Origin of the sequence: Pseudomonas sp. Pseu.R1, assembly GCF_045764065.1 — a bacterium.
In the GTDB taxonomy this organism is placed as follows: domain Bacteria; phylum Pseudomonadota; class Gammaproteobacteria; order Pseudomonadales; family Pseudomonadaceae; genus Aquipseudomonas.
The window spans coordinates 1-23,997 of sequence record NZ_JBJGEE020000001.1; the positions used below are offsets into that span (position 1 = coordinate 1).

At 60.7% G+C, this 23,997-nt stretch carries 21 protein-coding genes and 1 pseudogene; 12 read left to right on the top strand and 10 right to left on the bottom strand.

Annotated features, from left to right (window positions below; genetic code table 11):
• The 3 genes from ACI5GA_RS00005 to ACI5GA_RS00015 all read left to right on the top strand — a co-directional run.
• Nucleotides 1-310: GNAT family N-acetyltransferase (locus ACI5GA_RS00005; protein WP_421420987.1), on the top strand; the 310-nt coding region annotated here is incomplete at its 5' end.
• A gap of 67 nt (nt 311-377) precedes the next feature.
• Complete coding sequence (locus tag ACI5GA_RS00010; protein ID WP_421420988.1) at nt 378-2,108, top strand: autotransporter assembly complex protein TamA; 1,731 nt, start codon at nt 378-380, stop codon at nt 2,106-2,108.
• 59 nt (nt 2,109-2,167) lie between these two features.
• Nucleotides 2,168-5,797, top strand: coding sequence for a translocation/assembly module TamB domain-containing protein (locus ACI5GA_RS00015; RefSeq protein WP_421425416.1), 3,630 nt, complete (start codon nt 2,168-2,170; stop codon nt 5,795-5,797).
• 125 nt (nt 5,798-5,922) lie between these two features.
• Here the strand turns inward: ACI5GA_RS00015 and pcsA are convergent, their stop codons facing one another.
• Complete coding sequence (gene pcsA, locus ACI5GA_RS00020) at nt 5,923-6,642, bottom strand: phosphatidylcholine synthase (RefSeq protein ID WP_404637754.1); 720 nt, start codon at nt 6,640-6,642, stop codon at nt 5,923-5,925.
• A 294-nt stretch (nt 6,643-6,936) separates the two neighbouring features.
• Between pcsA and ACI5GA_RS00025 the strand changes: the two genes are divergently transcribed.
• The gene (locus ACI5GA_RS00025) at nt 6,937-7,266 is read left to right on the top strand and encodes a hypothetical protein (protein WP_404637756.1); all 330 of its coding nucleotides are present in this window, start codon (nt 6,937-6,939) and stop codon (nt 7,264-7,266) included.
• A gap of 6 nt (nt 7,267-7,272) precedes the next feature.
• Here ACI5GA_RS00025 and ACI5GA_RS00030 read toward each other — a convergent pair whose 3' ends face one another.
• From ACI5GA_RS00030 to ACI5GA_RS00050, 5 genes and pseudogenes are all read right to left on the bottom strand, one after another.
• On the bottom strand, nt 7,273-7,842 hold the full coding sequence (locus tag ACI5GA_RS00030) for a GNAT family N-acetyltransferase (RefSeq protein WP_404637757.1): 570 nt from the start codon (nt 7,840-7,842) through the stop codon (nt 7,273-7,275).
• Between the two features lie 168 nt (nt 7,843-8,010).
• The gene (locus ACI5GA_RS00035) at nt 8,011-10,005 is read right to left on the bottom strand and encodes a peptidase U32 family protein (RefSeq protein WP_421420991.1); all 1,995 of its coding nucleotides are present in this window, start codon (nt 10,003-10,005) and stop codon (nt 8,011-8,013) included.
• Nucleotides 10,006-10,195: 190 nt separating this feature from the next.
• Nucleotides 10,196-10,576, bottom strand: coding sequence for a RidA family protein (locus ACI5GA_RS00040; protein ID WP_404637760.1), 381 nt, complete (start codon nt 10,574-10,576; stop codon nt 10,196-10,198).
• Nucleotides 10,577-10,653: 77 nt separating this feature from the next.
• Nucleotides 10,654-10,878, bottom strand: a pseudogene (locus ACI5GA_RS00045) (helix-turn-helix domain-containing protein); the annotation flags it as partial.
• A 113-nt stretch (nt 10,879-10,991) separates the two neighbouring features.
• Nucleotides 10,992-11,795, bottom strand: coding sequence for an alpha/beta fold hydrolase (locus tag ACI5GA_RS00050; protein WP_404637762.1), 804 nt, complete (start codon nt 11,793-11,795; stop codon nt 10,992-10,994).
• A gap of 112 nt (nt 11,796-11,907) precedes the next feature.
• Between ACI5GA_RS00050 and ACI5GA_RS00055 the strand changes: the two genes are divergently transcribed.
• On the top strand, nt 11,908-12,816 hold the full coding sequence (locus tag ACI5GA_RS00055; RefSeq protein ID WP_404637764.1) for a LysR family transcriptional regulator: 909 nt from the start codon (nt 11,908-11,910) through the stop codon (nt 12,814-12,816).
• Between the two features lie 240 nt (nt 12,817-13,056).
• Here ACI5GA_RS00055 and ACI5GA_RS00060 read toward each other — a convergent pair whose 3' ends face one another.
• Nucleotides 13,057-13,926, bottom strand: coding sequence for an isocitrate lyase/PEP mutase family protein (locus ACI5GA_RS00060; RefSeq protein ID WP_404637766.1), 870 nt, complete (start codon nt 13,924-13,926; stop codon nt 13,057-13,059).
• 554 nt (nt 13,927-14,480) lie between these two features.
• On the opposite strand from ACI5GA_RS00060, the gene ACI5GA_RS00065 reads away from it, so the two are divergent.
• Entirely contained in the window at nt 14,481-15,434 is a 954-nt protein-coding gene (locus tag ACI5GA_RS00065) for an ABC transporter substrate-binding protein (protein ID WP_404637768.1), read from the top strand.
• A gap of 12 nt (nt 15,435-15,446) precedes the next feature.
• Nucleotides 15,447-16,766: an LLM class flavin-dependent oxidoreductase gene (locus tag ACI5GA_RS00070; protein WP_421420994.1), complete on the top strand. Its 1,320-nt coding sequence runs from the start codon at nt 15,447-15,449 to the stop codon at nt 16,764-16,766.
• 26 nt (nt 16,767-16,792) lie between these two features.
• Here ACI5GA_RS00070 and ACI5GA_RS00075 read toward each other — a convergent pair whose 3' ends face one another.
• Together ACI5GA_RS00075 and ACI5GA_RS00080 are read right to left on the bottom strand one after the other, a co-directional pair.
• The gene (locus ACI5GA_RS00075) at nt 16,793-17,203 is read right to left on the bottom strand and encodes a nuclear transport factor 2 family protein (RefSeq protein WP_421420996.1); all 411 of its coding nucleotides are present in this window, start codon (nt 17,201-17,203) and stop codon (nt 16,793-16,795) included.
• Nucleotides 17,204-17,354: 151 nt separating this feature from the next.
• Nucleotides 17,355-18,275: a LysR family transcriptional regulator gene (locus ACI5GA_RS00080; protein ID WP_404637773.1), complete on the bottom strand. Its 921-nt coding sequence runs from the start codon at nt 18,273-18,275 to the stop codon at nt 17,355-17,357.
• A gap of 110 nt (nt 18,276-18,385) precedes the next feature.
• Here ACI5GA_RS00080 and ACI5GA_RS00085 point away from each other — a divergent pair, with 110 nt between their 5' ends.
• From ACI5GA_RS00085 to ACI5GA_RS00095, 3 genes are all read left to right on the top strand, one after another.
• A complete protein-coding gene (locus ACI5GA_RS00085; protein WP_421420997.1) occupies nt 18,386-18,931 on the top strand; it encodes a VOC family protein in 546 nt (181 codons plus the stop codon).
• A 217-nt stretch (nt 18,932-19,148) separates the two neighbouring features.
• Complete coding sequence (locus ACI5GA_RS00090) at nt 19,149-20,087, top strand: glycine betaine ABC transporter substrate-binding protein (RefSeq protein WP_404637777.1); 939 nt, start codon at nt 19,149-19,151, stop codon at nt 20,085-20,087.
• 84 nt (nt 20,088-20,171) lie between these two features.
• Entirely contained in the window at nt 20,172-20,930 is a 759-nt protein-coding gene (locus ACI5GA_RS00095) for a class II aldolase/adducin family protein (protein ID WP_404637779.1), read from the top strand.
• On the opposite strand, the gene ACI5GA_RS00100 is transcribed toward ACI5GA_RS00095, so the two are convergent.
• A complete protein-coding gene (locus ACI5GA_RS00100; protein ID WP_421421000.1) occupies nt 20,918-21,886 on the bottom strand; it encodes a GlxA family transcriptional regulator in 969 nt (322 codons plus the stop codon). The two genes, ACI5GA_RS00095 and ACI5GA_RS00100, sit on opposite strands and share 13 nt — an antisense overlap.
• A gap of 245 nt (nt 21,887-22,131) precedes the next feature.
• On the opposite strand from ACI5GA_RS00100, the gene ACI5GA_RS00105 reads away from it, so the two are divergent.
• Both ACI5GA_RS00105 and ACI5GA_RS00110 read left to right on the top strand, forming a co-directional pair.
• The gene (locus ACI5GA_RS00105; protein ID WP_421421001.1) at nt 22,132-23,010 is read left to right on the top strand and encodes a 3-keto-5-aminohexanoate cleavage protein; all 879 of its coding nucleotides are present in this window, start codon (nt 22,132-22,134) and stop codon (nt 23,008-23,010) included.
• Nucleotides 23,011-23,040: 30 nt separating this feature from the next.
• Entirely contained in the window at nt 23,041-23,994 is a 954-nt protein-coding gene (locus tag ACI5GA_RS00110; RefSeq protein WP_404637785.1) for an L-carnitine dehydrogenase, read from the top strand.
• The last annotated feature ends 3 nt before the right edge of the window (nt 23,995-23,997 follow it).

Consider the following 23,997-nt stretch of genomic DNA (forward strand, 5'->3'; position numbering starts at 1 on the left):
GTATCTGGAGTATTACCAGGCGGTGTTGGGGTGTTTGCCCTCCGATGCCGTGCATGTGTTGCCCCTGTTCGGCATTCATCCGGAATTTCAGGGGCAACATTACGGTGAGCAATTGTTGCAGGCACTCCATGATTGGTGTGCGGTGGATGAGCATTCACAAGGGGTCGTGCTGGACACGGGAAATGGCCATTATCTTGAGTTCTATCGCCGACAGGGGTACGAGGAAATTGGCGAAATTGCTGTAGGACCAATCCGCGAACACATTTTTTTTCACCCGAATCCCCAGGTGTCGTTGGGTTCCACGGCTTGAACGCGGGTGTCCTCTCAACCTTCGCGGGTTCCAGACGTCCCCGCTGCTCGTGTTAGCATCCGCGCCTATGAAGTTTCCCGGTCGATTCACCAGCGGTTTTCTCCTGATGTTGTCCAGTTGCGCAGCCTTCGCCGATGCCCAACTGGATGTGCGGATCAAACCTTCCAATTCCGAGCTCAAATCCAATATCGAAGGGTACGTGGGCAGCCTTGGCGAGCGCGATGAACAGGCGCTTGAGCGGTTCAGTGTGGGCGCCGTCGAGCAGGCACAAAAGGCCGCTCAAGCCCTGGGCTACTATCAGGCGCAGATCGACAGCGAAGTCAAAAAGGTCGACAAGGACTGGCACCTGATCCTGAGCGTACAGCCTGGCGAGCCGGTGCATCTGCGCAATGTCACCGTCCGTATCGAAGGTCCGGCCAGTCAGCTCAAGGCTTTCAAAGTCCCGAAAAGCGATGCGCTCAAGTCAGGTGCCGTGCTCAATCACGGTTATTACGAAGACGCGAAGAAACTGATCCAGAACCAGGCCGCTCGCTACGGTTTCTTCAATGGCCGCTTCGTGACGCAGCGCCTTTCCGTCGATCCGCGAGCGGGCGTGGCGGACATCGAATTGGTGTATGACAGTGGCCCGCGCTTTACCTTGGGCAAGGTGACGTTCAGCGGGGATGCGCCGTTCGATGAAGACCTGCTTAACCGGATGGTGCCGTTCAAGGCAGACACCCCCTACGATTCCGAATTGATCGCCGAACTCAATCAGGCCATGCAATCCAGTGGTTACTTCGAGGGCGTTCGTGTGGACGCGTCCCCGACCACCGCGCAGGGGCAAGTGATTCCGGTTGACGTTCAACTGCAAACCCGTAAGCCCCGCACCATGGGGCTTGGGGTCGGCTATTCAACCGATGTGGGGCCGAGGATCAAGGCCAACTGGACCCGCCATTGGGTCAACCCGCAAGGCCACAGTTACGGCATTGAGTCGGAGCTGTCCGCACCTCGGCAGAACGTCGGACTGTTCTATGACATCCCGCTCGATCCTCCGCTGACCGACAAGCTGCGCTTCGCGGGCGGCTACCAATACGAAGAGATCGCTGACACCGACAGCCTGAGTAAATTGCTCACCGTCGGTCCTGAATGGCACAGCAAGTTGCCCAGCGGCTGGGAACGGGTGATTTCCCTGAAGTGGCAGCGCGAAGAATATCGCCTGGGTAACGACTCGGGATTGAGCACGTTGCTGATGCCGGGGATCAGCTATTCGTACCTGCGCAGCGACAACCGGATCGACCCTCACAATGGCTATCGTCTGCAATTTGAAACCGAAGTGGCGAAGGAGGGGCTGGGTTCTGACGCCAACGTCGTGCATGGCCTGGCCACTCTCAAAGGACTGACGACGATCGCGCAAAACCATCGTTTGCTGGGGCGGGTACAAGTGGGCGGTACGGCCACCAATGGTTACAAATCCATTCCGCCCTCGTTGCGTTTTTTTGCCGGTGGTGATCAGAGCGTGCGCGGTTATGACTACCAGTCGTTGTCTCCGGAAAACTCCGATGGCGACAAGATCGGTGGGCGTTACATGGTCGCTGGCAGTGCGGAATATCAATACTCCATCGCCGAAAAATGGCGCGTGGCGGCCTTCATTGACGAAGGCAATTCTTTCAATTCGCTGGATTTCCCCAGTCTCAAAACCGGTGTGGGTATCGGCATTCGCTGGGTATCGCCAGTCGGACCTTTACGCCTGGACCTGGCTCACGCGCTGGATGACGACGGTGGTATTCGTTTGCACTTCTCGATGGGACCTGAACTGTGACGGGTACGGCACGGGTTAAACGTATTGCGCTGTTTGCGCTGTTGGCTTTGCTGACGGTGATGTTGATCATCGGTGCGGCAGCGGGCTGGATGCTGGGCACGGAATCCGGCAGCCGCTGGGCGCTCGCAAGGGTGCCGGGCTTGACCGTGCAGAACTTCACCGGACACCTGGGCGGAATGTGGCAGGCCGATTCGCTGGTCTGGCAGGACGGTGAGAGCAGGGTCGAAGTGGATGCGCCCGTGCTGGCCTGGTCGCCGACGTGCCTTACGCGCATGACCGTATGCATTGACGATCTGCAAACCGGCGACATTCGCCTGCATTTCGCGCCATCAGGTGCAGACGAGAGCAGCGGCCCGATCGCCTTGCCCGATCTCAACCTGCCCGTCGCCATCGAGCTGGGCCGTGTTCAGGTGGGCAGTGTGCAACTGGACGGCACCGAGCAAGTGCGTGATTTACACCTGTCGGCACATTGGACGGTCGAGGGCCTGAAGATCGATTCGCTTCACGCGCAACGGGACGACATCATTCTCGACCTAAACGGCCTGCTGAAACCGACGGCCAATTGGCCGCTGACGGCGCAGGGGCAGGTGAAACTGCCCGATATCAGCGGCCAGCCACTGTTCCTGGCCTTGAACGTGGAGGGCGACCTGCTCAAGACGCTGAACCTCAACGCACAGACGCAGGGTTACATCAACGCGAAACTGGTAGGGCATTTGCAACCTCTTGCGGCCAATCTACCGGCTGACGTGGTCATCACCAGTGACGGCTTCAAACCGGCTGCCGACCTGCCGGACACGCTGCAACTCAACCAGTTGAATCTGAACGCCAAAGGTGATCTTGCCCAAGGCTATGCCATCCTCGGCAACGCGAGCCTGCCTGCCGAGCAGGGCCCTGTGGAATTGGCATTGCAAGGGCGCGTGGACGCCAAAGGCGCTGAAATCGATACCTTGAACCTGGACGCCAGCGCCAATCAGCGCTTGAGCGCGAGCGGCAAGGTCGATTGGCAAACCGGCCTGCGTGCCGACGCGAAAATCGACTGGCTGGACTTCCCCTGGCATCGGTTGTACCCGCTGATCGACGAGCCTGAGGTCAGTGTTCATACCTTCTCCGGTGGAGTGTCTTACACCGACGGCAAATACCTCGGCAATTTCACCGGCGCCTTCAAGGGGCCTGCCGGGCCTTTTACGTTGCAAAGCCCGTTCAGTGGAGACCTGCAACAGATCTTCCTGCCGCAACTGGAGCTGGTGGCCGGGCAGGGCAAGGCCAGCGGGCACGCGAATGTCGGGTTCGCCGATGGCGTGTCCTGGGACACCGCGCTGGATCTGAGCGCGCTCGATCCGTCTTTCTGGGTGGGCGAGTTGCCCGGCTCATTGGCCGGTCCGTTGCGCAGCAAGGGTGCCTTCAAGAATGAACAACTGAGCCTGAGCGCCGACCTGGACCTCAAGGGGCGGCTGCGCGGCCAGCCAGCGGTGTTGCAGACCAAAGCGGAGGGTGCAGCGGACAAGTGGACGGTCAATGCCCTGGAAATCCGGTTGGGTGACAACCGCATTCAGGGCACGGGTAGCCTGCAACAGAAACTGGCCGGGCAACTTGATATGAACCTGCCGCGTCTGGGGCAGTTGTGGCCCCGGTTGCAAGGGCAGATCAAAGGCCGTCTGGATCTGGCGGGCACGTTACAGGCGCCTCAAGGGCAACTGGCTCTGCAAGGCAACCAATTGGCGTATGAGACCAACAAGCTGCAAAGCCTGACGCTAGCGGCCAAGCTGGACAGCGCCCAACGGGCCGATATCGATCTGAAGATATCGGGCATTCAGAGCGCAGACACAGCCCTAGGCACACTGGTGGTGACAGGGCAAGGCGACATCAAAAAGCAACAGATGAAACTCGATCTGCAAGGGCCGCTGCTCAAGCTGGCGCTCGCCCTTGATGGCAGCCTCGACAAAGGCAACTGGCGCGGACGGCTGGCCAGCGGCGATATCCAGACGGGCGGGAAGGACTGGAAGCTGCAGCAACCGGCGAAACTGGAACGGCTGGCGGACGGTAAAGTCAACTTTGGCGCCCATTGCTGGATGTCAGGCCCTGCCAGTCTGTGCGGCGAGGACCAGCGTCTGATGCCGGATCCGCGTCTGCGTTACCACCTCAAACAGTTTCCGCTGGAAAGCCTGGCGCAGTGGATGCCCAAGGATTTCGCCTGGAAAGGCGCACTCAATGCCGATGTCCAGCTGGACGTCCCGGCGGCAGGCCCCAATGGTCAGATCGTGATCGACGCCAGCGGTGGTACATTGCGCGTCAAGGACAAGAACCAATGGCTGGATTTTCCCTATCAGGCCTTGAAACTGACCAGCAATCTGACGCCCAAGAAGGTCGACACCACACTGGATTTTCGCGGTGGCCAACTGGGTGAGTTATTGGCTCGTTTGAGCATTGACCCACTGGCAAAAAACAAGCCGGTGAATGGCGATTTCAACCTGAGCGGCCTGGATATTTCGGTGGCGCGGCCGTTCGTGCCAATGATCGAAAAACTCAATGGCAAGCTCAACGGCAACGGCCGCATTTCCGGCACGTTGTTGGCGCCGCAGGTCAACGGCGACGTGGTCCTTAGCGACGGTGAGGTGTCAGGGCCTGAATTGCCGGTCAGCCTGGAAAAACTCAATGTGCAGGCGCTGATTGCCGGTGAAAACGTTCAACTCAAGGGCCACTGGACCAGCGGGCCGAGCGGGCAGGGCAGTATCGGTGGGCACATCGGCTGGGCTGAAGCGCTGGATGTCGACGTCAGCCTGAAGGGCTCGCAGTTGCCGATTACGGTGGAACCCTATGCCAAGCTGGAAGCTGCGCCGGACCTGAACATCACGTTGCAGGGTGACCGGTTGGCGGTTTCCGGCAACGTGCTGATCCCCAAAGGTGAAATCACGGTTCGGCAGTTGCCGCCGTCCACGGTGAAAGTGTCCGATGACACAGTGATCGTCGGCGCGCAGACCGAGCAGGGCAAACCGTCGATGGCCATCGCCATGGACGTCAACGTCGTAGTGGGTCAGGACAAACTGAGTTTCAGCGGCTTTGGCTTGACCGCCAACCTGGCCGGTCGTGTACACATCGGCGACAACCTCGACACCCGTGGCGAACTGAGTCTGAATGACGGTCGTTATCGCGCCTATGGTCAGCGTCTGACCATTCGCAAGGCGCGGCTGTTGTTTGCCGGGCCGGTGGATCAGCCGTATTTGGACATCGAGGCTATACGCCAGACCGATGACGTGATCGCCGGAATTCGCTTGACGGGCAGCGCCGAGCAGCCGACCACGACGGTGTTTTCGGAACCGGCGATGAGTCAGGAGCAGGCGTTGTCCTATCTGGTGCTGGGACGACCGTTGAGCACCAACGGTGAAGACAACAACATGATGGCCCAGGCCGCGCTGGCGCTGGGATTGGCGGGGAGTTCGTCGACAGCAGGCAAGCTGGCATCGGGGCTCGGGATCAAGGACTTCGACCTGGACACCTCGGGCAGCGGTGACAAGACCTCGGTGGTTGCCAGTGGCAAGATCACTGACAGGCTCAGCCTGCGTTACGGCGTGGGTGTGTTCGAACCGGCCAATACCATCGCGCTGCGTTACCTGTTAAGCAAAAAAGTGTACGTGGAAGCCGCAAGCGGTGTGGCCAGTTCCCTGGACATTTTCTACAAGCGAGATTTCTAAAGGGCGGTTCGAATCAATCTGCGCTGTCCCGGGGGCGCGGGGGTGTGGTGCACGGTCTGGCTAATCGAGCAGTGTCAGACGCTGCGCTCCCTTCACCACGCTCCTGCGCTTACTGGTGGTAACGCTCAATACCGCGCCTTGTCGATCCACTCCATCGACGTGCGCCAGACGCAAATCCCCAGGAAATACGCCGACATCAACAACCACACGCTCAACACCCATGAGCCGTTGTACGGATGGTTGATCACCAGCAGAAAGCTGCACAGAAACCACACGCTGGTCACGGCGATATTGATTGGCATGAAGCGTCGTACCCGGAACGGATGGAGAAATTTCATCCGGGTGACGGTCAGCAAGGCCAGGCAGATCACGGTGATGAACGTCAGCCATGGCGCGGGTGACAGGATGTACACGCACAGCGCCACCACGTTCCAGGCGGCGGGAAAGCCCTGAAAGTAGTTGTCCTTACTTTTCATTTCGGTGTTGCAAAAGCAGAACAGGGACGACACCAGAATGATCGAGATGGTCAGCAGCAGGGTGTAATCCGGCAGCGGGATGTAGCGGTAGATAAAGAGTGCAGGAATGAAGACGTACGTCAGGTAGTCGATCACCAGATCCAGCACCGAGCCGTCGAAATGCGGCAGCACCGACTGCACGTTGACCTTGCGCGCCAGTGAGCCGTCCAGACCGTCGACGATCAGGGCGATGCCCAGCCACAGCAGGCAGGCCTTGGGCTGGTTGTCGAACAGGGCAATGGTCGCCAGGAAAGCGAGCACGACGCCAGTGGCCGTGAAACCATGGGCACCCCATGCTTTGAGCCAGGCAATACGTTGAATCGGGATCATGGATGGTCCTTCTGGAAATGAAGCCAGCCAGATCGACGCACCAGACGGATACGCTCGACCTGACCACGGGTGCAACTATCGACCGGTTGTCAGCCGATAAGGTTCACCTCGCTCCCTTACACGGTAGCAGGCGGCGGGGGCTTTGGTGATTCATTTGTGACGGGGTGAAGTCATTCGGCGCGATGAAACGTGTCACTGGTCGGCTGCCCGGCAAAGCAGGCCATTTGCTGGCCCCTGCTCTGAAAAAACCTCGGCAGAATCCTCGCCTTATCAGGAAGTTAGGCACGGAACTGCATGCGAATTATCACGCGCTGTCTGGTGTTGGTTGTGTTAGCGGGCGCTTCGAATGGCGTTTGGGCGAGGGATTTGAGCAAGAACGAACGGGATCTGTGTACCTGGGGCGCGGGGATTGCCGCCACCGCGCAACAGTACAAACTCGCCGGGCTGACGCTGTATGGCGCTCGCAACAAGTTACAGGCGCGGCGTTTCCCTCAGCAGTGGATGCGCATGAGCGCTCTGGGCATTACCGAACAAACCTACGACAGCCCTTCGCGTATGCGCCCCGAGAGTGTGCGTCAGGTTTATTACGAAGGGTGTACCCGCCATGAACTGGCACGCCGGTAGGGTGTTTCAGGACAACCGTTGCATGAGATAAGCCTCGCCCGTTACCCGGATCATCGGGTGCGGGGTGATCTGGCAGGTTTTTATCACAGAGAAACCGTGGCGCTCGTAAAACCGACGCGCTCCGGTATTGGCCGCGTAGTCGATCAGGCTCAGGCCTTTGAGTTTCATGCCATCGGCCCGCGCCTGTGCCTGCTCCAGAAAGCGCAGCCCCAAACCTTTGTTCCGCCAGCCGTCATGCAGTGCCAGGCTTGAGATATAGAGCGTGTCGGGGACTTCCATGTCGGCGTACGGCGCCAGTACCGGGTCGGTCGCGGGTGCCGGATTCGGATCTTCGTACATGGCATAGCTGTGCATCATGCCGATGACTTCTCCGTGTGCTTCAGCGATCAGGCAGTTCTGAAACGAAAAATCCACGCCTTCGCGGGCATAGCGGCGGGTGCCGACTTCCAGTAAATCCTCGCCTGGCTCCGCCAACTGGCTCCAGATGTAATCCGACGCCCCTTCGGACGTAATCTGGAACAGGCGGGCAATCTCACGCGCATCGGCACGGGTCGCTGGACGAAATACGACAGGCATTCACAAGGCTCCACGGGTGTTGGGGCGCCTGTTATAGCGTGCCGTTTCAGCGTGAGGCCAATGCCGCATGGGGCAACGTCGCAATCAGGCCGACGGCCGTCGTTCTTGAGGGCTGGAGAGGGATGACAGAAGCATCAGGCGCGCCATTGCGGCACGCCCGATCATCACTCAGTGCGGTGCCCGAGGGATGGTCTTCAGCAGGTCGGCAGGGCTGATGTGCCCCACCACTGGCGCGCTGCCCGGTTGCGGCAGGTTGAGGATGTGGCCTTTCATCTTGCCGATGATGTGCATCTCGCAAGGCTTGCAGTCGAATTTCAGGGTCAGCACCTCATCGCCATGAATCAATTGCATTGGCGCCACCTTGGTGCGCACGCCGGTCACCCCTTTGGCCTGTTTCGGGCACAGGTTGAAGGAGAAACGCAGGCAGTGTTTGGTGATCATCACCGGCACTTCGCCTGGTTCTTCGTGGGCTTCGTAAGCGGCGTCGATCAGTTTGACGCCGTGGCGGTGGTAGAAATCGCGGGCCTTCTGGTTGTAGACGTTGGCCAGGAACGACAAATGCGCTTCCGGGTATACCGGAGGCGGACTGGTCTCGGCTTTACGGCCACCGCGAGGGTGAGCGGCGACCCGGGCCTCGGTCAGTGCCTCGATGACCTCGCGGCGCAGGGCCTTGAGCTGCGAGTTCGGGATGAAGAACGCTTGCGGCGCGTCCAGCTTCACGTCCAGGGCGTGATACTGGGTGGTGCCGAGCTGGCACAGCAAGTCGCGCAGTTGTTCCAGTGCCTGTTCCGGCTTGTTGGCGGCGCCGAACGGGCCATCCAGCGACACGCTGGCGCGCACGCCTTCTTCACTGACGGCGGTCAGTTCAAGACGCTCTTCGCGCAATTGCACCTGCCATGTCAGGCCGATGCGGCGCTCGGCCGAGGTCTTCAGCAGCGCCTGCTGCCAGTTGTGATCGAGGTTGCGGTTCAACGGATGATTCGGGCGCGCCTTGTACAGGTCGGCGGGCATTTCGTTAGGCTCGACGCGGTAGCGGTAGCGCTTCTCGCCATCTTCGTCGAACTCGCCCTTGGGCTCGGCGATGTTGGCGCGGAAACCCACCACTTCGCGCTTGATCAGTACGTTCAGGCCGTCGCCGTTAGTGAGCGGGTCATGGGTCACGACCTGCAGGTCGCGCTTGCCGACTTTCTCCACCACGCCCACCGGCAGGCCGGTGAAGGTTGGGGTGTCGAAGGCGCCGATGTCGATCTTGCGGTCGGTGACGAAATAATCGGTGCTGCCACGGTGGAACGTCTTTTCCGGGTCAGGCACGAAGAAGTGCGCGGTACGGCCGCTGGAGGCGCGGGCCAGGTCCGGGCGGTCTTCGAGCACGTCGTCCAGGCGTTGACGGTAGTAGGCCGTGATGTTTTTCACGTAGCCCATGTCCTTGTAGCGGCCTTCGATCTTGAACGAGCGTACACCGGCCTCGACCAGCGCGCGGATGTTGGCGCTCTGGTTGTTGTCCTTCATCGACAGCAGGTGTTTTTCGAAGGCAACAACGCGGCCCTGATCGTCTTTCAACGTGTAGGGCAGGCGGCAGGCCTGGGAGCAATCGCCACGGTTGGCACTGCGGCCGGTCTGAGCGTGGGAAATGTTGCACTGGCCGGAGAACGCCACGCACAGCGCGCCGTGAATGAAGAACTCGATGGCAGCATCGGTTTCATCGGCAATGGCGCGGATTTCCTGCAGGTTCAACTCGCGGGCCAGCACCAGTTGCGAGAATCCGGCCTGATCGAGGAACTTGGCCCGCTCCAGGGTGCGGATATCGGTCTGCGTGCTGGCGTGTAGCTCGATGGGCGGAATGTCCAGCTCCATCACGCCCAGGTCTTGGACGATCAGCGCGTCGACGCCGGCGTCGTACAATTCGTGGATCAGCTTGCGCGCCGGTTCCAGTTCGTTGTCGTGCAGAATGGTGTTGATCGTGGTGAACACGCGCGCGTGATAGCGATGGGCGAATTCCACAAGCCCGGCGATGTCGCTGACCTCGTTGGAGGCATTGTGCCGCGCGCCAAAGCTCGGGCCGCCAATGTAGATGGCGTCAGCGCCATGCAAAATGGCCTCGCGCGCGATGGTCACATCGCGGGCAGGGCTGAGCAATTCCAGGTGATGCTTGGGTAGGGACATGTTTTTTTAGTCGGATCTTCACGGTCAAGGCGCGCATTGTAGCGGTGAAACGCCTGACCGGCATCTTTCGGCTGCCGGGTGGTGGAAAACCGAGGAAAACCGACCTGTAGCCGCATGGCTTGGCTGCGATGGCGTCTTTGAAATCGCTGCCGCCGGCAAGCCATGCTGCTACAAGGTAATGCGCTGAACTTCAGGCCTTCGCCGCCATCGCGGTCACTTCCACGCGCATGCCTTCCACAGCCAATGCGGCAACGCCCACCGCCGCGCGCACTGGCCACGGTTTGGCGAAGAAACGCTTGTACACCTCGTTGAACGCAGCACGGTCGGCCATGTCGGTGAGGTAGATGGTCAGGTGCATGACCCGATCCATCGAGCTGCCCGCACGCTCCAGCGCGACTTTCAGGGCTTGCAGGGTGCATTCGCTTTGCAGAGTGATGTCGCCCAGTTCCAGGCTGCCGTCGGCGCGGGTCGGGATCTGGGTCGAGACCATGATGCCGCTGAAGCTGGCGACGTCGGAGGAAATGGAGTCCTGGTCAGGATCGGGGGTGAAGATGAGGTCTTGGCTGGACATACGCGTCTCGTGCTGAAAAAGGAACCCTGCATCCGCCGAAGGTCGGCTGACGCAGGGTGCTTATCATACGCAGCTCGTCACTGTTTCGCCGACTTGCCGTCATGGCGCTTGCGCCATTCGCCGAGCATGCGGTCGCGTTCCTTCGACGCCCAGGCGAAGTCGTTCTTGATCAGGTGCTGCTCAGAGTCTTCAGGCAACTCGGCAGGTGGCTTGGCCAGGTCGGCCTGGGCCAGCACGGTAGGCTGACTGAGGCCCAGCTTCTTTGCCGCCTGCGTCACGCTGCCGAGACGCGCCGCCGTGTAAAACGCTTTGAGCTATGCCGAGAGCATGGACACACCAGCACCTTGAATCTGAAACGATGGGAAGTGCATCGTAAGCGGTTTTTTAGCGCAAGGCATCGGCAGCGTTGTTGGCATCAACCGGCGAGGCGATGCTGGCGAATGAACTGATCGATGATCGCGGCGACTTCCGAGGGGGCTTCCAGCGGCGACAGGTGGCCGATGTCCGTCAATTCGTGCAACGCCGCGTGAGGAACGCGGCTCAGCAATTCGGTTTGCAGCGTGGTCACCGAGTCCACTTTGTCCAGCGTCCCGGCAATCACCGCAACGGGGACCTCGATGCGCGCCACCGACTCGGCGATGTCTTCACGGCTGGTGAACTGCGGCCATGCCCGCTTCGCGTCGGGCATACCTTGCAGGCTGTCTTCAATCACTTGCTGGCGTTGCGCCGGACTCAAGGGGCGGGCGGTCAGCATGTGGTCAATGGCCAGCTCAACGGAGGCCACCGAGTCATAGGCCCTGGCCATGGCCGCGAGGGCGTCTTCCGGCATGTTCAACGGAGTGGGAGGCGCCGGAGCCACCAGCACCATGCCGCTCAAGCCGACCGGTCGGCGCGAGGCGATCCGTTGCGCGATCTTGCCGCCCATCGAGTGGCCGACCAGTACGTAATGGTCCAGTCTCAGCGCCTGCACGACGTTGAGCACGTCATCGGCAAAGGCGTCGAGACTGAACGCGATGGGCGTTGCGGGCGTTTCGAACCGTTGTGACTGGCCCCAGCCACGCAGGTCGGGCCTCACCGTGCGATAACGCGCGGGCAGGGCCGCGACGACAGCGTCCCAAGTGCGTGCAGAGCCGCCCCAGTAATGCAGGAAAATCAGCGTCGGTACGCCTTCGCCCTGATCTTCGACATGCAGGTGTACGCCATTTGAAACCACGTTCATGGTTGATGCTCGTCAGTTGAGTGGGGACGAACACTTTAAATTGCAGCGCTGTGGAGGATAATCTGCCGATTCTTATCATGAATCGATCACCAGATTATCGAATGGATGGGCCATGGACCGTCTGACCAGTATTAGCGTTTTCGTCACCGCCCTCGAAAAGGGCAGCCTTGTCGCGGCAGGGCGATGTTTCGGGTTGTCGCCGTCAATGGCGGGCAAACACGTCAGCGCGCTGGAGGCCCAACTGGGCGTGCGCTTGTTGCAACGCAGCACGCGCAAACTCAGCGCCACCGACGCAGGTCGGGCGTATTACGCCCGATGCAAAGGCATCATCGAGGCCTGGGATGAAGCCAATCATGAAGCCAGCGACACCGGAATCAGCGTACGCGGCACACTGCGCGTCGCGGTGCCGGTGACGTTTGGCGCGTTATACATGGGCGATGTGATGGCCGGATTGTTGCGTGATCATCCGGACCTGAACGTCGAACTGATTGCTGATGATCGCTTCATCGACCTGCACGCGGCCGGAATCGATGTCGCCATCCGGATCGGCGAATTGGCAGATTCATCGCTGATCGCCCGGCGACTGTGCGCGTGTCGAATGGTCATGTGTGCGTCCCCCGACTTCATCGAACGTCATGGCTTGCCGACCACACCGGTGGCGCTGCGGGCCTTGCCGCGTCTGGCGTTCAGCGAAGCGGTCTCCGGCGATGGCTGGACGATTCGGGATACCGAGGGTCGGCCTTTTCGGGTCGATGGGCCGATCCGCGCTCAGGCCAATAACATGCAAATGCTGCTGTCGATGACGCTGGCGGGGTTGGGCATTGCTTATGGCCCGACGTTTGTCTTCGGGCAGGCGCTGCGGGAAGGAAATCTGGTGGCGTTATTACCGGACTTTTGCCTGACCGAACTGGCGATCCATGCCGTTTATCCGACGGCCCGTTACGTGCCATCGAAATTGCGCTGTTTCATCGACCACGTGGCGTCAGCGCTTGCGGGGACGTTGCCTTGGGAGCAGCGCTGAATCGCACACGGGTATAGCCAAAGGCTTACACGCGGTTCAGCAAACCGTCCGTTTACAGCGACGGGGCAAAACCCTAAATTGGATCCATCGACTGAAGCGCAGGACGCGCTTCAGAGGTCAAGGATGATCTGCCATTTGCCCGGAACGCTACCGACAGGACGTTGGAATGGCCTTGATAGAAAAGAACCCGCTTCGGCGGGTTTTTTAATGCCTGCGATTCAGCATCGCAGGCCCGCGACATCACTCTTTGACGTCCATGAACTCTTTGGCCCAGTTCACGTAGCTTTCGGGTAGCGTGTAGGTGTGGGTCAGTTCTGTGGCGCTCAGGTTTTCCGTGCTGTGAGTCACTTTGCGCTGGGCGCGCAGGCTGTCGTAAGTGGCCTTGATCGCCGCGAAGTAGGCGCCGTGGCCCGCCACGACGACACGTACGCCCAGTTTTGCCAGACGTGCGTAGTCGCTCAGATTCGGATTGCCGTAGGTGACGAGCATCAACGGTACGCTGAGCTTCTCGGAGATCTGCTCCAAGTGGTCGAAGTCCTTGATGCCGACCATGCAGATGCCGTCGGCACCGGCTTTTTCATAGGCCTGGGTGCGTTCGATGATGTCCTTGACCGGTAACACCCCGGCGTTGGTGCGGGCGATGATCGACAGCTCAGGGTCGACACGGGCTTCCAGGGCGGCCTTGACCTTACCGATACCTTCTTCGATGGAGATCAGGTCGGTGGATTTGCGTCCGAACTGGGCAGGCAGCAGGGTGTCTTCGATGGTCAGTGCAGCGACGCCTGCGCGTTCCAGTTCTTCCACGGTGCGCATGACGTTGAGGGCGTTGCCATAGCCATGGTCGGCGTCGGCAATGAATGGCAACTGGGCCACGCGGCCGATGCGGGTAGCCTGTTCGACGAATTCGCTGAGGGTGATCAGCGCAAAGTCCGGCGCTGCCAGCACTTGCAGCGACGCGACGGAGCCGCCGAGGATGCCGACTTCAAAACCCAGGTCTGCCGCGATACGGGCGGACATCGGGTCGAAGACGGAGGCTGTTTCGAAGCACGCGTTGGACGCGAGCAATTCGCGAAAATTACGGCGCAGAGCGGTGTGGGACATTCTGGACATGGTGTTTCCTGATATGGGTCGTCATCGAGACTGACGATCTACGCCTTTCATTTGAGCCGCGAGACTAACATGCGGAATATTCCGAAGTTATGTCGTTTTGGCATGACCCATGCTGCAAGTACATAGTCCACCATGACTGCATGGTTAAAGGGCGTTTATCGGATTTGCGCACGTCTATGGTGCATTTTTTATGGCCCGTTTTTCGGTTTTTTCAGCCGCGAAGGCGCGGGCGGTCGTAATGTGGTTCAGCGTTCGAGCGATTGTAACGTTCTGACCAGAAGCGAGCCTAAACGGACCTGAGTCGCGGCCAGCGGGTTCAGGTTACGGTTCATGGAAAGCCTCGCGACGCAGGGTGAAGAAATGCATCGGCTGCATGTTGGTTCATTAGGTTATGCAAAAATGGAATTTAACAATCGACGATCGAGGCATTAGCTTATAAACGACTGGATATTTAGATCCGGCAGCTATTAGCCATCCGGGCGTTTCTGCCTGAACCTGTCGAGACCGCACGTGCGGATCGGCCCTGCTTGCCGATTCCGGCATTTGGAGCCCACGTGCGTCATCTCAAGAATCTACTCGCCACTGCCGCGATTTCGCTTGTCGCGTTCACTGCCCACGCCCAGACCCTGGTGGTGGGTGACCAGAGCTACAACGCTCAGTCCGTGATGGAAGCGGCAGGGGTGTTGAACGATCTGCCCTATACCCTGGAATGGAAACAATTCACGGCCGGCTCGCCGGTAGCAGAAGCCTTGAACGTCGGCAGTCTGGATCTGGGCCTGCTGGGCGACGCGCCCCCGCTGTTTCTCGGCGCCTTGGGCGCACCGATCAAAGTCATCGCGATCACCCGCCAGAACCTCGGCGGCGTGGCGATTCTGGTGCGCAAGGATTCCGACATTCACAGCCTGGCGGATCTGCGCGGCAAGCGTGCGGCGATCTGGAAAGGTTCGTGGAGCCAGCAACTGCTGTTCAGTGCGCTGGACAAGGCGGGCGTGCCGCGAGATTCGCTGGACCTGCGTTACCTGAGCGCGCTGGACGCCTCTCACGCACTGGACGGCGGCGCGGTGGACGTGATCGCCACGTGGGAACCCTACGTCACCCAACAGGAGCGTCAGGGCGCGCGAGTTCTGGCAACGGCCGAAGGGTTGATTCCGGCACAAAGCTATGTGGTCGCCAATGCCCATGTCATTGACAGCAAACGCGCGGTCATCGAAGACTTCCTCAACCGTCTGAAAAAAGCCCGTGAATGGACCTTGAAGGATCCTGCCAACACGGCGACCTACGCCGATGCCTGGGCCAAACGTACCCGTGCCGACAGTGAGATCGCCCGCATCTGGTTCGCCCGGGCCAGAACCAACGTCGAGGCACTGAACCCTCAAGTGGTCGCCGACGCGCAGAAAACCGTCGATTTTTTTGCAGGAATAGGGCTGATCAAGTCCTACCCGGCACAAAGCCTGTTCGACACTTCCTTCTCCAGCACGCTTCAGCCCGCCACCGCGCAAGCACAGTAAGGAACTGACGAGATGAGCAAGCGACAGATCAAACTTGGTGCGCTGACCATGGGCTGTGGCGGGCCGGGACGGCATAACCTGTGGCGCGACCCTGCACTGCCCGCCGACGCCAGCGTGAATATCGACTGGTACGTCGATATTGCCCGGCAGGCAGAAGCGGCGCTGTTTGACCTGATGTTCATTGTCGACAGCCAGTTCATCACCCCCGGCTCGCCGCCCCATTACCTGAACCGGCTGGAGCCGCTGACACTGCTGTCGGCGTTGGCGATGAGCACGAAGCGTCTGGGGCTGGTCGGCACGCTGACGACCTCCTACAACTCGCCCTATAACGTGGCCCGGCGTCTGGCGTCGCTGGATTTGATCAGCAAAGGCCGGGCCGGGTGGAACGTTGTGACCAGCGGCGACGCCGGTACGGCAGGGAACTACAGCCGCGATGAACATTACGATTACGACACTCGCTATGGACGCGCTGCCGAACACGTCAAGGTGGTGCAGGGGTTGTGGCATTCCTACGAGGACGACGCATTCGTGCGCGACCGCGCCACCGGCCAGTTCCTGAACCCGGACAAGCTGCACGCCCTGAATCACAAGGGTGAGCACTTTTCGGTGGCCGGGCCTTTGAACATTCAGCGCTCTGCGCAAGGTCAGCCGGTGATCTTTCAAGCGGGGGACTCGGAGCAGGGCCGTGAATTGGGTGCCGCTACCGCGGACGTCATCTTCACCCAGGCGCCCAGCCTTGAGCAGGGCCAGACTTTCTATCGGGACGTCAAGGGCCGGGCGCAACGCCTGGGCCGTGATCCGGAGCAACTGTTGGTGCTACCGGGCGCCGAGATTTACGTGGGCGACACGGACGAGCATGCCCGTGAAATCGAGCGCCACTACCATCAGCTCGATCACAGCTTTGAGCTGGCGCTCAAGGAGTTCGGACGCAATTTCGGCTGGCACGACTTCAGTCAGTATGACCTTGACGCGCCATTCCCGCAGGAGAGTCTGGAAGCCGCACGCAGCAGTTTCTTTACCAATGCCAAACGCATTGCCGATCAGGCGCGAGAGAAGGGGTTCACCCTGCGCCAGGCGGTGGAATTCGGACGGCAATTGCGCCCCGGCGCCTTTACAGGATCCGCCGACACCGTGGCGCGCAAGATGTCTGAGTGGTTCGAAGCCCGGGCGCTGGACGGCTTCAACATTTACATCGGCCATCCGGAACAGTTCAGCCGCTTCACCCAGGAAGTGATCCCGCAGTTACAGGAACGCGGCGTGTACCGTACGGCGTATGAAGGTACGACGCTGCGAGAAAGCCTGGGCCTGGCGATCCCCGCTTTCCGTCGCTGACGGCAGCAAGCGAGGGGGGGGCACAGTCAGTCCTGATCAGTCTCGACCGGCGCAAACGCCCGTTGCGCCGCCACCGTGTCCATCGCCTCACGCAGCAACTGGATTTTGCCGTCCCGGGCCACCAACCGCCCGGCGTAGGACTGTTTGTAGATACGCCCCGTGGCAGGCACGGGTTCTTCGACGTCGTATTCAGCGAACACCTGGTCTGGCGTTTCGATCAGGAAACGCACGCGCTGGAAACTGAAGGTGGGCACTTTCTTCAACAGCGAGCCGATGAAGGCTTCGATGGCGGCAGGGCCTTGCACGCTGTGAGGGATGCCCAGGGTTTGTAGGTAGGGCAACTCAAGCACGCCGTCTTCGGCGAACAGGCTGGCAGCCTTGCGTGGGTCCTGAATGGATTCCAGGTACATTTGCAGCAGTTGGACGGCGTTTTTCATGGTGAAGCTCCTTGAACGAGTGTGGGATCCGCCGTGGTTGAGTGCGGCGGTTGAGACACAGGTTAAGGAGCTCCCATGACTTCAAAAATAGAAGGATGTGAAAGTCATCGTTTCTTTTTTGAAAATCTGATCAGCTTGTCGTTGATGAGCATCACGGGCGGGGCCAGCGCCATTCAGGGTCGGCCAGGTGCTGCGCAAAGAAATCCGACAGTGCCCGGATTTTCGCGGGTCGGCTGCGAGCCGAAGGCGTCACGAAATACAGGCCACCCCGGGTCATGCTCCAGTCGGGCAGCAGCGCTTCGAGTCGGCCATCGGCCAGGTATTCGCTGGCGATGAACTCCGGCAATTCGGCAATGGCCAGGCCTTCCAGCAACACCGGAATCAGGGCATCGGAGTTGGTCACGCGCAGTGGCCCGTTCGGCACCACGTCTTCTTCTGTGCCGTCGGTATGGGTGAAACGCCAGACCTGGCTGCGGGCGCGGTAGGCGTAACTGAGGCAGGGGCGGCTGGCCAGTTCGCGCGGGTGAGTGGGGCGCCCGTGTTCGGCGAGGTAGGCGGGCGAGGCCACCGCGAATTGAGTGACGGCGCACAAGCGGCGAGCGACCAGCGAGGAGTCGGGCATCACGGCGATGCGCAGCGCTGCGTCGAAGCCGTCGGCGATCAGGTCCACCGAGGCGTCGGACAAATGCAAATCCACCGAGAGCTCGGGGTATTGGCGCAACAGTTTGGGCAATAACGGCGCGACCCAGCGCAGGCCGAACGACATTGGTACGGCCAGGCGCACCTGACCCCGTGGCTGTACGGACAAGTCTTGAGCTTCGCTTTCCACCTCTTCGGCCTGGCGATAGATATCACCGGCCTTGGCCGCCATGCTCGAACCGAACTCGGTCAGGGCCAGTTGCCGCGACGTGCGGTTGAACAGGCGCCCGCCCAGACGTTCTTCCAATCGCGCAACGGCGCGGGACACCGTGGGAACCGAAACCCCCATGATGCGCGCAGCGGCGGCGAACGAACCTTCTTCAGCCACTTTGGCGAACATGGCCAGACCTTCAAAATCGGGAAGTTTGCTCATTTCATTTCTGCAACGATGGTTTGCAGATGATTCTATTTTGGAAGTGTCGAGCCGTCGATAAGCTTCTCCCCACTTGCAGCACTTCTGCAGCAACCTTCAGGAGAAGCCCCATGAAAACATTCGCACTCACCGCATTGGCTTTGAGCCTTGCTTTCAGCGTCGGCGCCCAGGCCGCAACTTCGGCTCCGAAGGCCCAGGCCCCGGCATTGCAAGCCGCTGTCATTGATCACGTCGGCATCAACGTGCCGGACATCGACGCCGCCACTGCATTTTTCAACGAACTGGTGGGCGTCAAAGTCCTCAGTGACACTCGCCCAGGCCCCATTCCCGCCGAATGGAAAGCCAGCTTCAACTGGCGCGAATCCAGCGAGTTGCAACGCTTCGCCATGCTGCAACTGAGCGGTGGCTCGAAAATCGAGTTGTTCCAGTACCAGGGCGCGCAGATCAATCACCAGCAACCCCATGAAGACGACATCGGTGCAACCCACATCGCGCTGCGCACCCCGGACATCGACCACAGCCTGGCGGTGGTCAAGGCGCGGGGCCTGAAAGTGCTGAACGAGCCGATCACCAACCCGGACGGCATTCGCTGGTTCTACGTGCTGACACCGTGGGGTTCGCAACTGGAACTGGTGTCGTTGCCTGCCGCCAGTTGATGGCCGTCTCCGGCCTCGGCTGATTTGCGCGAGACACACCCGAACCCGCCATGTCGCAAAACTCCCTGTTTAAGCCGCGCTTTTAGGGTTTTTACCGACGCTCGCTTCGTAACGTAAGCCGGTCGCCAACAGAGCGATGCAGGCAGCCCGTTGCCTGACCAGAATGGCGTGGTTCTTTCTCACTGTCTCCGTTTAGCCTTGGTCGGAGAAACACCTGATGAAACGTGGCAACCGCTCACTCAAGTTTTTGTTGGTCGGCCTTGGGCTGGCCGTGGCCTGCAACGGCGCTTCGGCAGCCGAGGCAGCGTCGTGTGAAACCGTGCGTTTCGGCATGATGGCCTGGACCGATCTGGCCGCCACCACCGCCGTGGCGCGCACCTTGTTCGAGGATCTGGGCTACAAAACCTCTGACAGCACGGCGTCTCAGCCGATCATCTTCGGCGCGATGCGCGATAACCGGCTGGACGCCTTTCTAGGCTACTGGAGCCCGTCGGCGGATTCGATTGTCGAGCCGTTTCGCAGCAAGGCCCAGGTCAAAGTGCTCGATGAGCCAAGCCTGGCCGACGGTCAGATGACCCTCGCGGTGCCCACCTGGCTGGCCGAGAAGGGGCTGCGCACCTTTCAGGACATCCACAAGTTCAAGAAGGAGCTGGGCGGCAAGATCTACGGCATTGATCCGGGCACCGACATCAACCGTCGGTTGCAGGCCGCGATTGACGCCAAGCGCTTCGATCTGGAGGGCTTCAAACTGGTGGAATCCAGCGAAGCCGGGATGCTGTCAGCCGTGGCCCGGGCAGAAAACCGCAAGGAGGCCATCGTTCTGGTCGGCTGGAAACCGCACCCGATGAACATCCACTTCAACCTCACGTACCTCACCGGCAGCGATGGGCTGATGGGGGCGGATGAGGGCAAGGCAACGGTGTGGACGGTGGTGCGCGGCGATTACGCGCAACAATGTCCGAACGCTGCGCGTCTGCTGAGCAACATCAGGTTCAACAGTGCACAGGAAGCGCAGATGATGGAGCGCATCCTCAATCGCGAAGACCCAATGAAAGTGGCGCGGGATTTCCTCAAGGCCAACCCTGCGTTGGTCAACGACTGGCTGGCCGGGGTGACCCGCTTCAATGGCGACACGGCGACTATCGCCGCCAACTGAACACACCTTCTTATACCCACGCACACCGCCGAGTCGAAAAAACCGTTCGATTCGGCGGTGCTGTTTTCACCTCAAGGAACCGCCATGGCTGAGCGCCTGAACACCACGACTGAAGAATGGAACGCACGCTGCGAACTGGCGGCGCTGTATCGGCTGATTGCGCACTTTCGCATGACCGATCTCATCGACACCCACATCAGTTTGCGTTTGCCTGGCGCGCAAGATCGCTTTCTGATCAATCGCTATGGGGTGTTATTCGATCACATGAAAGCCAGCGACCTGATCGTCATCGATTACGCGGGCAACGTCGTCGGCGAAGACGCGGACAAGGCTGAGGTCAACGCCGCCGGGTTCACCATTCATTCGGCCATCCACAAGGCGAGGCCTGACGTGCATTGTGTGATTCACACCCATACGGCGGCGGGTATTGCCGTGTCAGCGCAAGAACAGGGCCTGTTGCCCATTTCTCAACACGCGCTGAAGTTCTACGAAAAGCTCGCCTATCACACTTACGAGGGCGTCGCGCTGTGCCTCACCGAGCGCGAGCGGCTGGTGGCGGATCTGGGGCCACATCGGGCGATGATTTTGCGCAATCACGGCCTGCTGGCAGCTGGGCGCAACGTCGCTGAGGCCTTTCACGAAATCCACTTCCTGGAGCGGGCCTGTCAGGCGCAGATTCAGGCGCTGGCCGGTGGCAGCAAACTGATTTTCCCCAGCGAGGCCGTGTGTCGGCTCACGGCCAGCCAGTTCAGTGATGACGAGGAGGGCATGCGTTACATCCAGACCGGCTGGAACGCGGCGCTCACACTGGTGGCCAGCCAGCGTGATGATTACTGCGCCTGAGCAGGGCTGCATCGACCGGTGAGAATGGCCCGGTCCTGACGCGGCGTGCACTTGAACCGCTCCTTGTAGCAACGGGCGAAATACGACGGTGATTCGTAGCCACAGGCGACGCTGATTTGCAGGATGGTCAGGTCGCTCTGCTGCAACAGTTGCCGCGCCTTGTCCAGACGCAGCCGCTGACGAAACTCGGCCGGTGAAGCCTGCACTGTCGCGCGAAACAGCCGCTCCAGATGCCGCCGTGTCACGCATACGCCACGGGCCAGGTCGTCGACGTCCATGTCCTTTTCCAGATTCTGCTCGATGCGCTCGATGACCGCGTGAATCTTGCGGTTGGTGAAGTTGTAGCGTTTCGGCGCCTCCAGACGCTGCAACACCTGACGGGCACGAATCGGGCCGTGCACGAACTGCTCCGCAACCTTGAGCGCCAGCTCCGAGCCGTGGGCCTGAGCGATCAATTCCAGCATCAAATCCATCGAGGCCGTGCCGCCGGCCGAGGTCAGTCTGCGTTGATCGATCTCGTACAGCTCATGGCTCACCTGCAAGCCGGGATAGCTTTCGAGAAATGCATCGATGGCCTCCCAATGCACGGTCATGCGATAGCCCTTCATCAAACCGGCGTGGGCCAGCACAAAGGCACCTGTGTCGATTCCACCCAGCGTGACCCCCGCCTTGTCCTGACGCCGCAGCCACGGCGTCAACGGCGCAGAAATCGACGCCATCGGTTCATACGCCGCGACGATGATCAGCGTGTCTTCGGGGCCGAGGCCCAGCAGCGCGCCATCGACTGCGATGGACATGCCATTGCTGGCCGCGACGGGCTGCCCGTCCTGACTGATGGTGCGCCAGCGGTACAAATCGCCGCCCATGCGGTTGGCCGACCGCAGCGGTTCGGCGACGGCGGCGAAGTCCATCATCGAGAAACCGGGAATCAACAAGAACGTGAATAACCTGGACACCTGACACCTCCATGGACGGGTTGCATCGGGGTATGCAAGCCATCGGCCAAAGCCCCGCAAGCATGTCGCAAAAGTCGCCATCCTCGACGCGAAGTTACGGTTTGCGCCGGTTCGCGATCCGTAACGTATGCCTCAACGGCCTGCGTTCATCGGGTGGGCCGCCCCGTCACAGCGCCACGCCGTGTCACGCGGTGCAGGCGTCCAGGACGGGTCTATTGGGGATTGGAAAAGGAACGCGGCAAATCATGAACAGAAACGTCATCGTGACCTGTGCCTTGACCGGTGCGGGCGATACGACGGGTAAACACCCGGCGATTCCCGTCACACCCGCGCAGATCGCACAAGCGGCGGTCGAGGCGGCCAACGCGGGCGCCAGCATTGTGCATTGCCACGTTCGCGACCCTGACACCGGCACGCCCAGTCGCGACCCCGTGTTGTACCGCGAGGTGATGGAGCGAATTCGCGGCAGCGGCGTGGACATCATCGTCAACCTCACCGCCGGCATGGGCGGCGATCTGGAAATCGGCCAGGGCGAAACACCGATGCAGTTTGGCGCGGGCACCGATCTGGTCGGACCGCTGGAGCGGCTGGTGCACGTGCAGGAGCTGCTGCCGGACATCTGCACCCTGGACTGCGGCACGCTGAACTTCGGCGACGGCGACACCATTTATGTGGCGACCCCGCCGCAACTGCGCGCCGGGGCAAAGAAAATCACCGAACTGGGTGTGAAGGCTGAACTGGAAATCTTCGACACCGGGCACCTGAGCTTCGCCAGCCAGATGCTGCGCGAAGGATTGCTGGTCGATCCGATGTTCCAACTGTGTCTGGGCATTCCGTGGGGCGCGCCTGCCGACACCGGGACCATGAAAGCCATGGTCGACAACCTGCCCACGGGCATGCAGTGGTCGGCGTTCGGGATCGGTCGCATGCAAATGCCCATGGCCGCGCAATCGATGCTGCTGGGCGGCCATGTGCGGGTGGGGCTCGAAGACAACTTGTGGCTCGACAAAGGTGTGTACGCCAGCAATGGCAGCCTGGTAGAGCGAGTCATCGAACTGATGCTGCGCATGGGCGCGACTCCACAAACCCCGGCGCAAGCGCGCAAAACCCTGAATCTGCTCTGAACCCTTTCCAACCCGTGCGCAGGACACATCATGCAATCAACCGTTAAACACGTTGCCATCATCGGCGCGGGTGTCATCGGCAGTGGCTGGGCCGCACGTTTTCTGGCCAACGGCCTGCGGGTGACCGCATGGGACCCGTCGCCTGAAGCCGATGCGCAGATTCGCCAGCGTGTGGCCAATGCTTGGCCAACGCTGGGTTATGCGACCCGTTCGCTGGATGCCGCCCTGGCTGATTTTCGGACCGTCGACAGCATCGAGGCGTGTGTTGCCGAGGCCGATCTGATTCAGGAAAGCGCCCCGGAAAACCTCGCGCTGAAGATCGACCTGCACGCGACGATTTCCCGTGCGGCGCCGGATCACGCGCTCATCGCCTCGTCCACGTCCGGGCTGCTGCCCTCCGAGTTCTTCGCTGACGCCTCGCAGCCTGAGCGCTGTCTGGTGGCCCATCCGTTCAACCCGGTTTATCTGCTGCCGTTGGTTGAAATCGTCGGCGGCGTGCGCACGTCCACTGAAACCCTTGATCGGGCCACCGAGGTTTACCGGAATTTGGGCATGCACCCACTGCGAGTGCGCCATGAGGTGCCGGGGTTCATTGCCGATCGGCTGATGGAGTCGATGTGGCGCGAGGCCCTGCACATGATCAACGACGGTGTCGCAACGCCTGCGGAAATCGACGATGCCGTGCGCTTCGGCTGTGGGTTGCGCTGGGCCTTCATGGGATCGTTCATGACGTTCTCATTGGCAGGCGGTGCGCAGGGCATGCGCCATTTCATGCGCCAGTTCGGTCCGGCGCTGAAGTTGCCCTGGACCTACCTTGAGGCGCCGGAACTGACGGATACATTGCTGGACGACATCGTCAGCGGGTCCGAAGCGCAACTGGCCGGGCGCAGCATCGAAGCGCTGGAGCGTTACCGGGACGACTGCCTGCAGTCCATTCAGCAGACCATCGCGCAGGTCAAGGCCCGCCACCGGATCGAGGACTGAGCC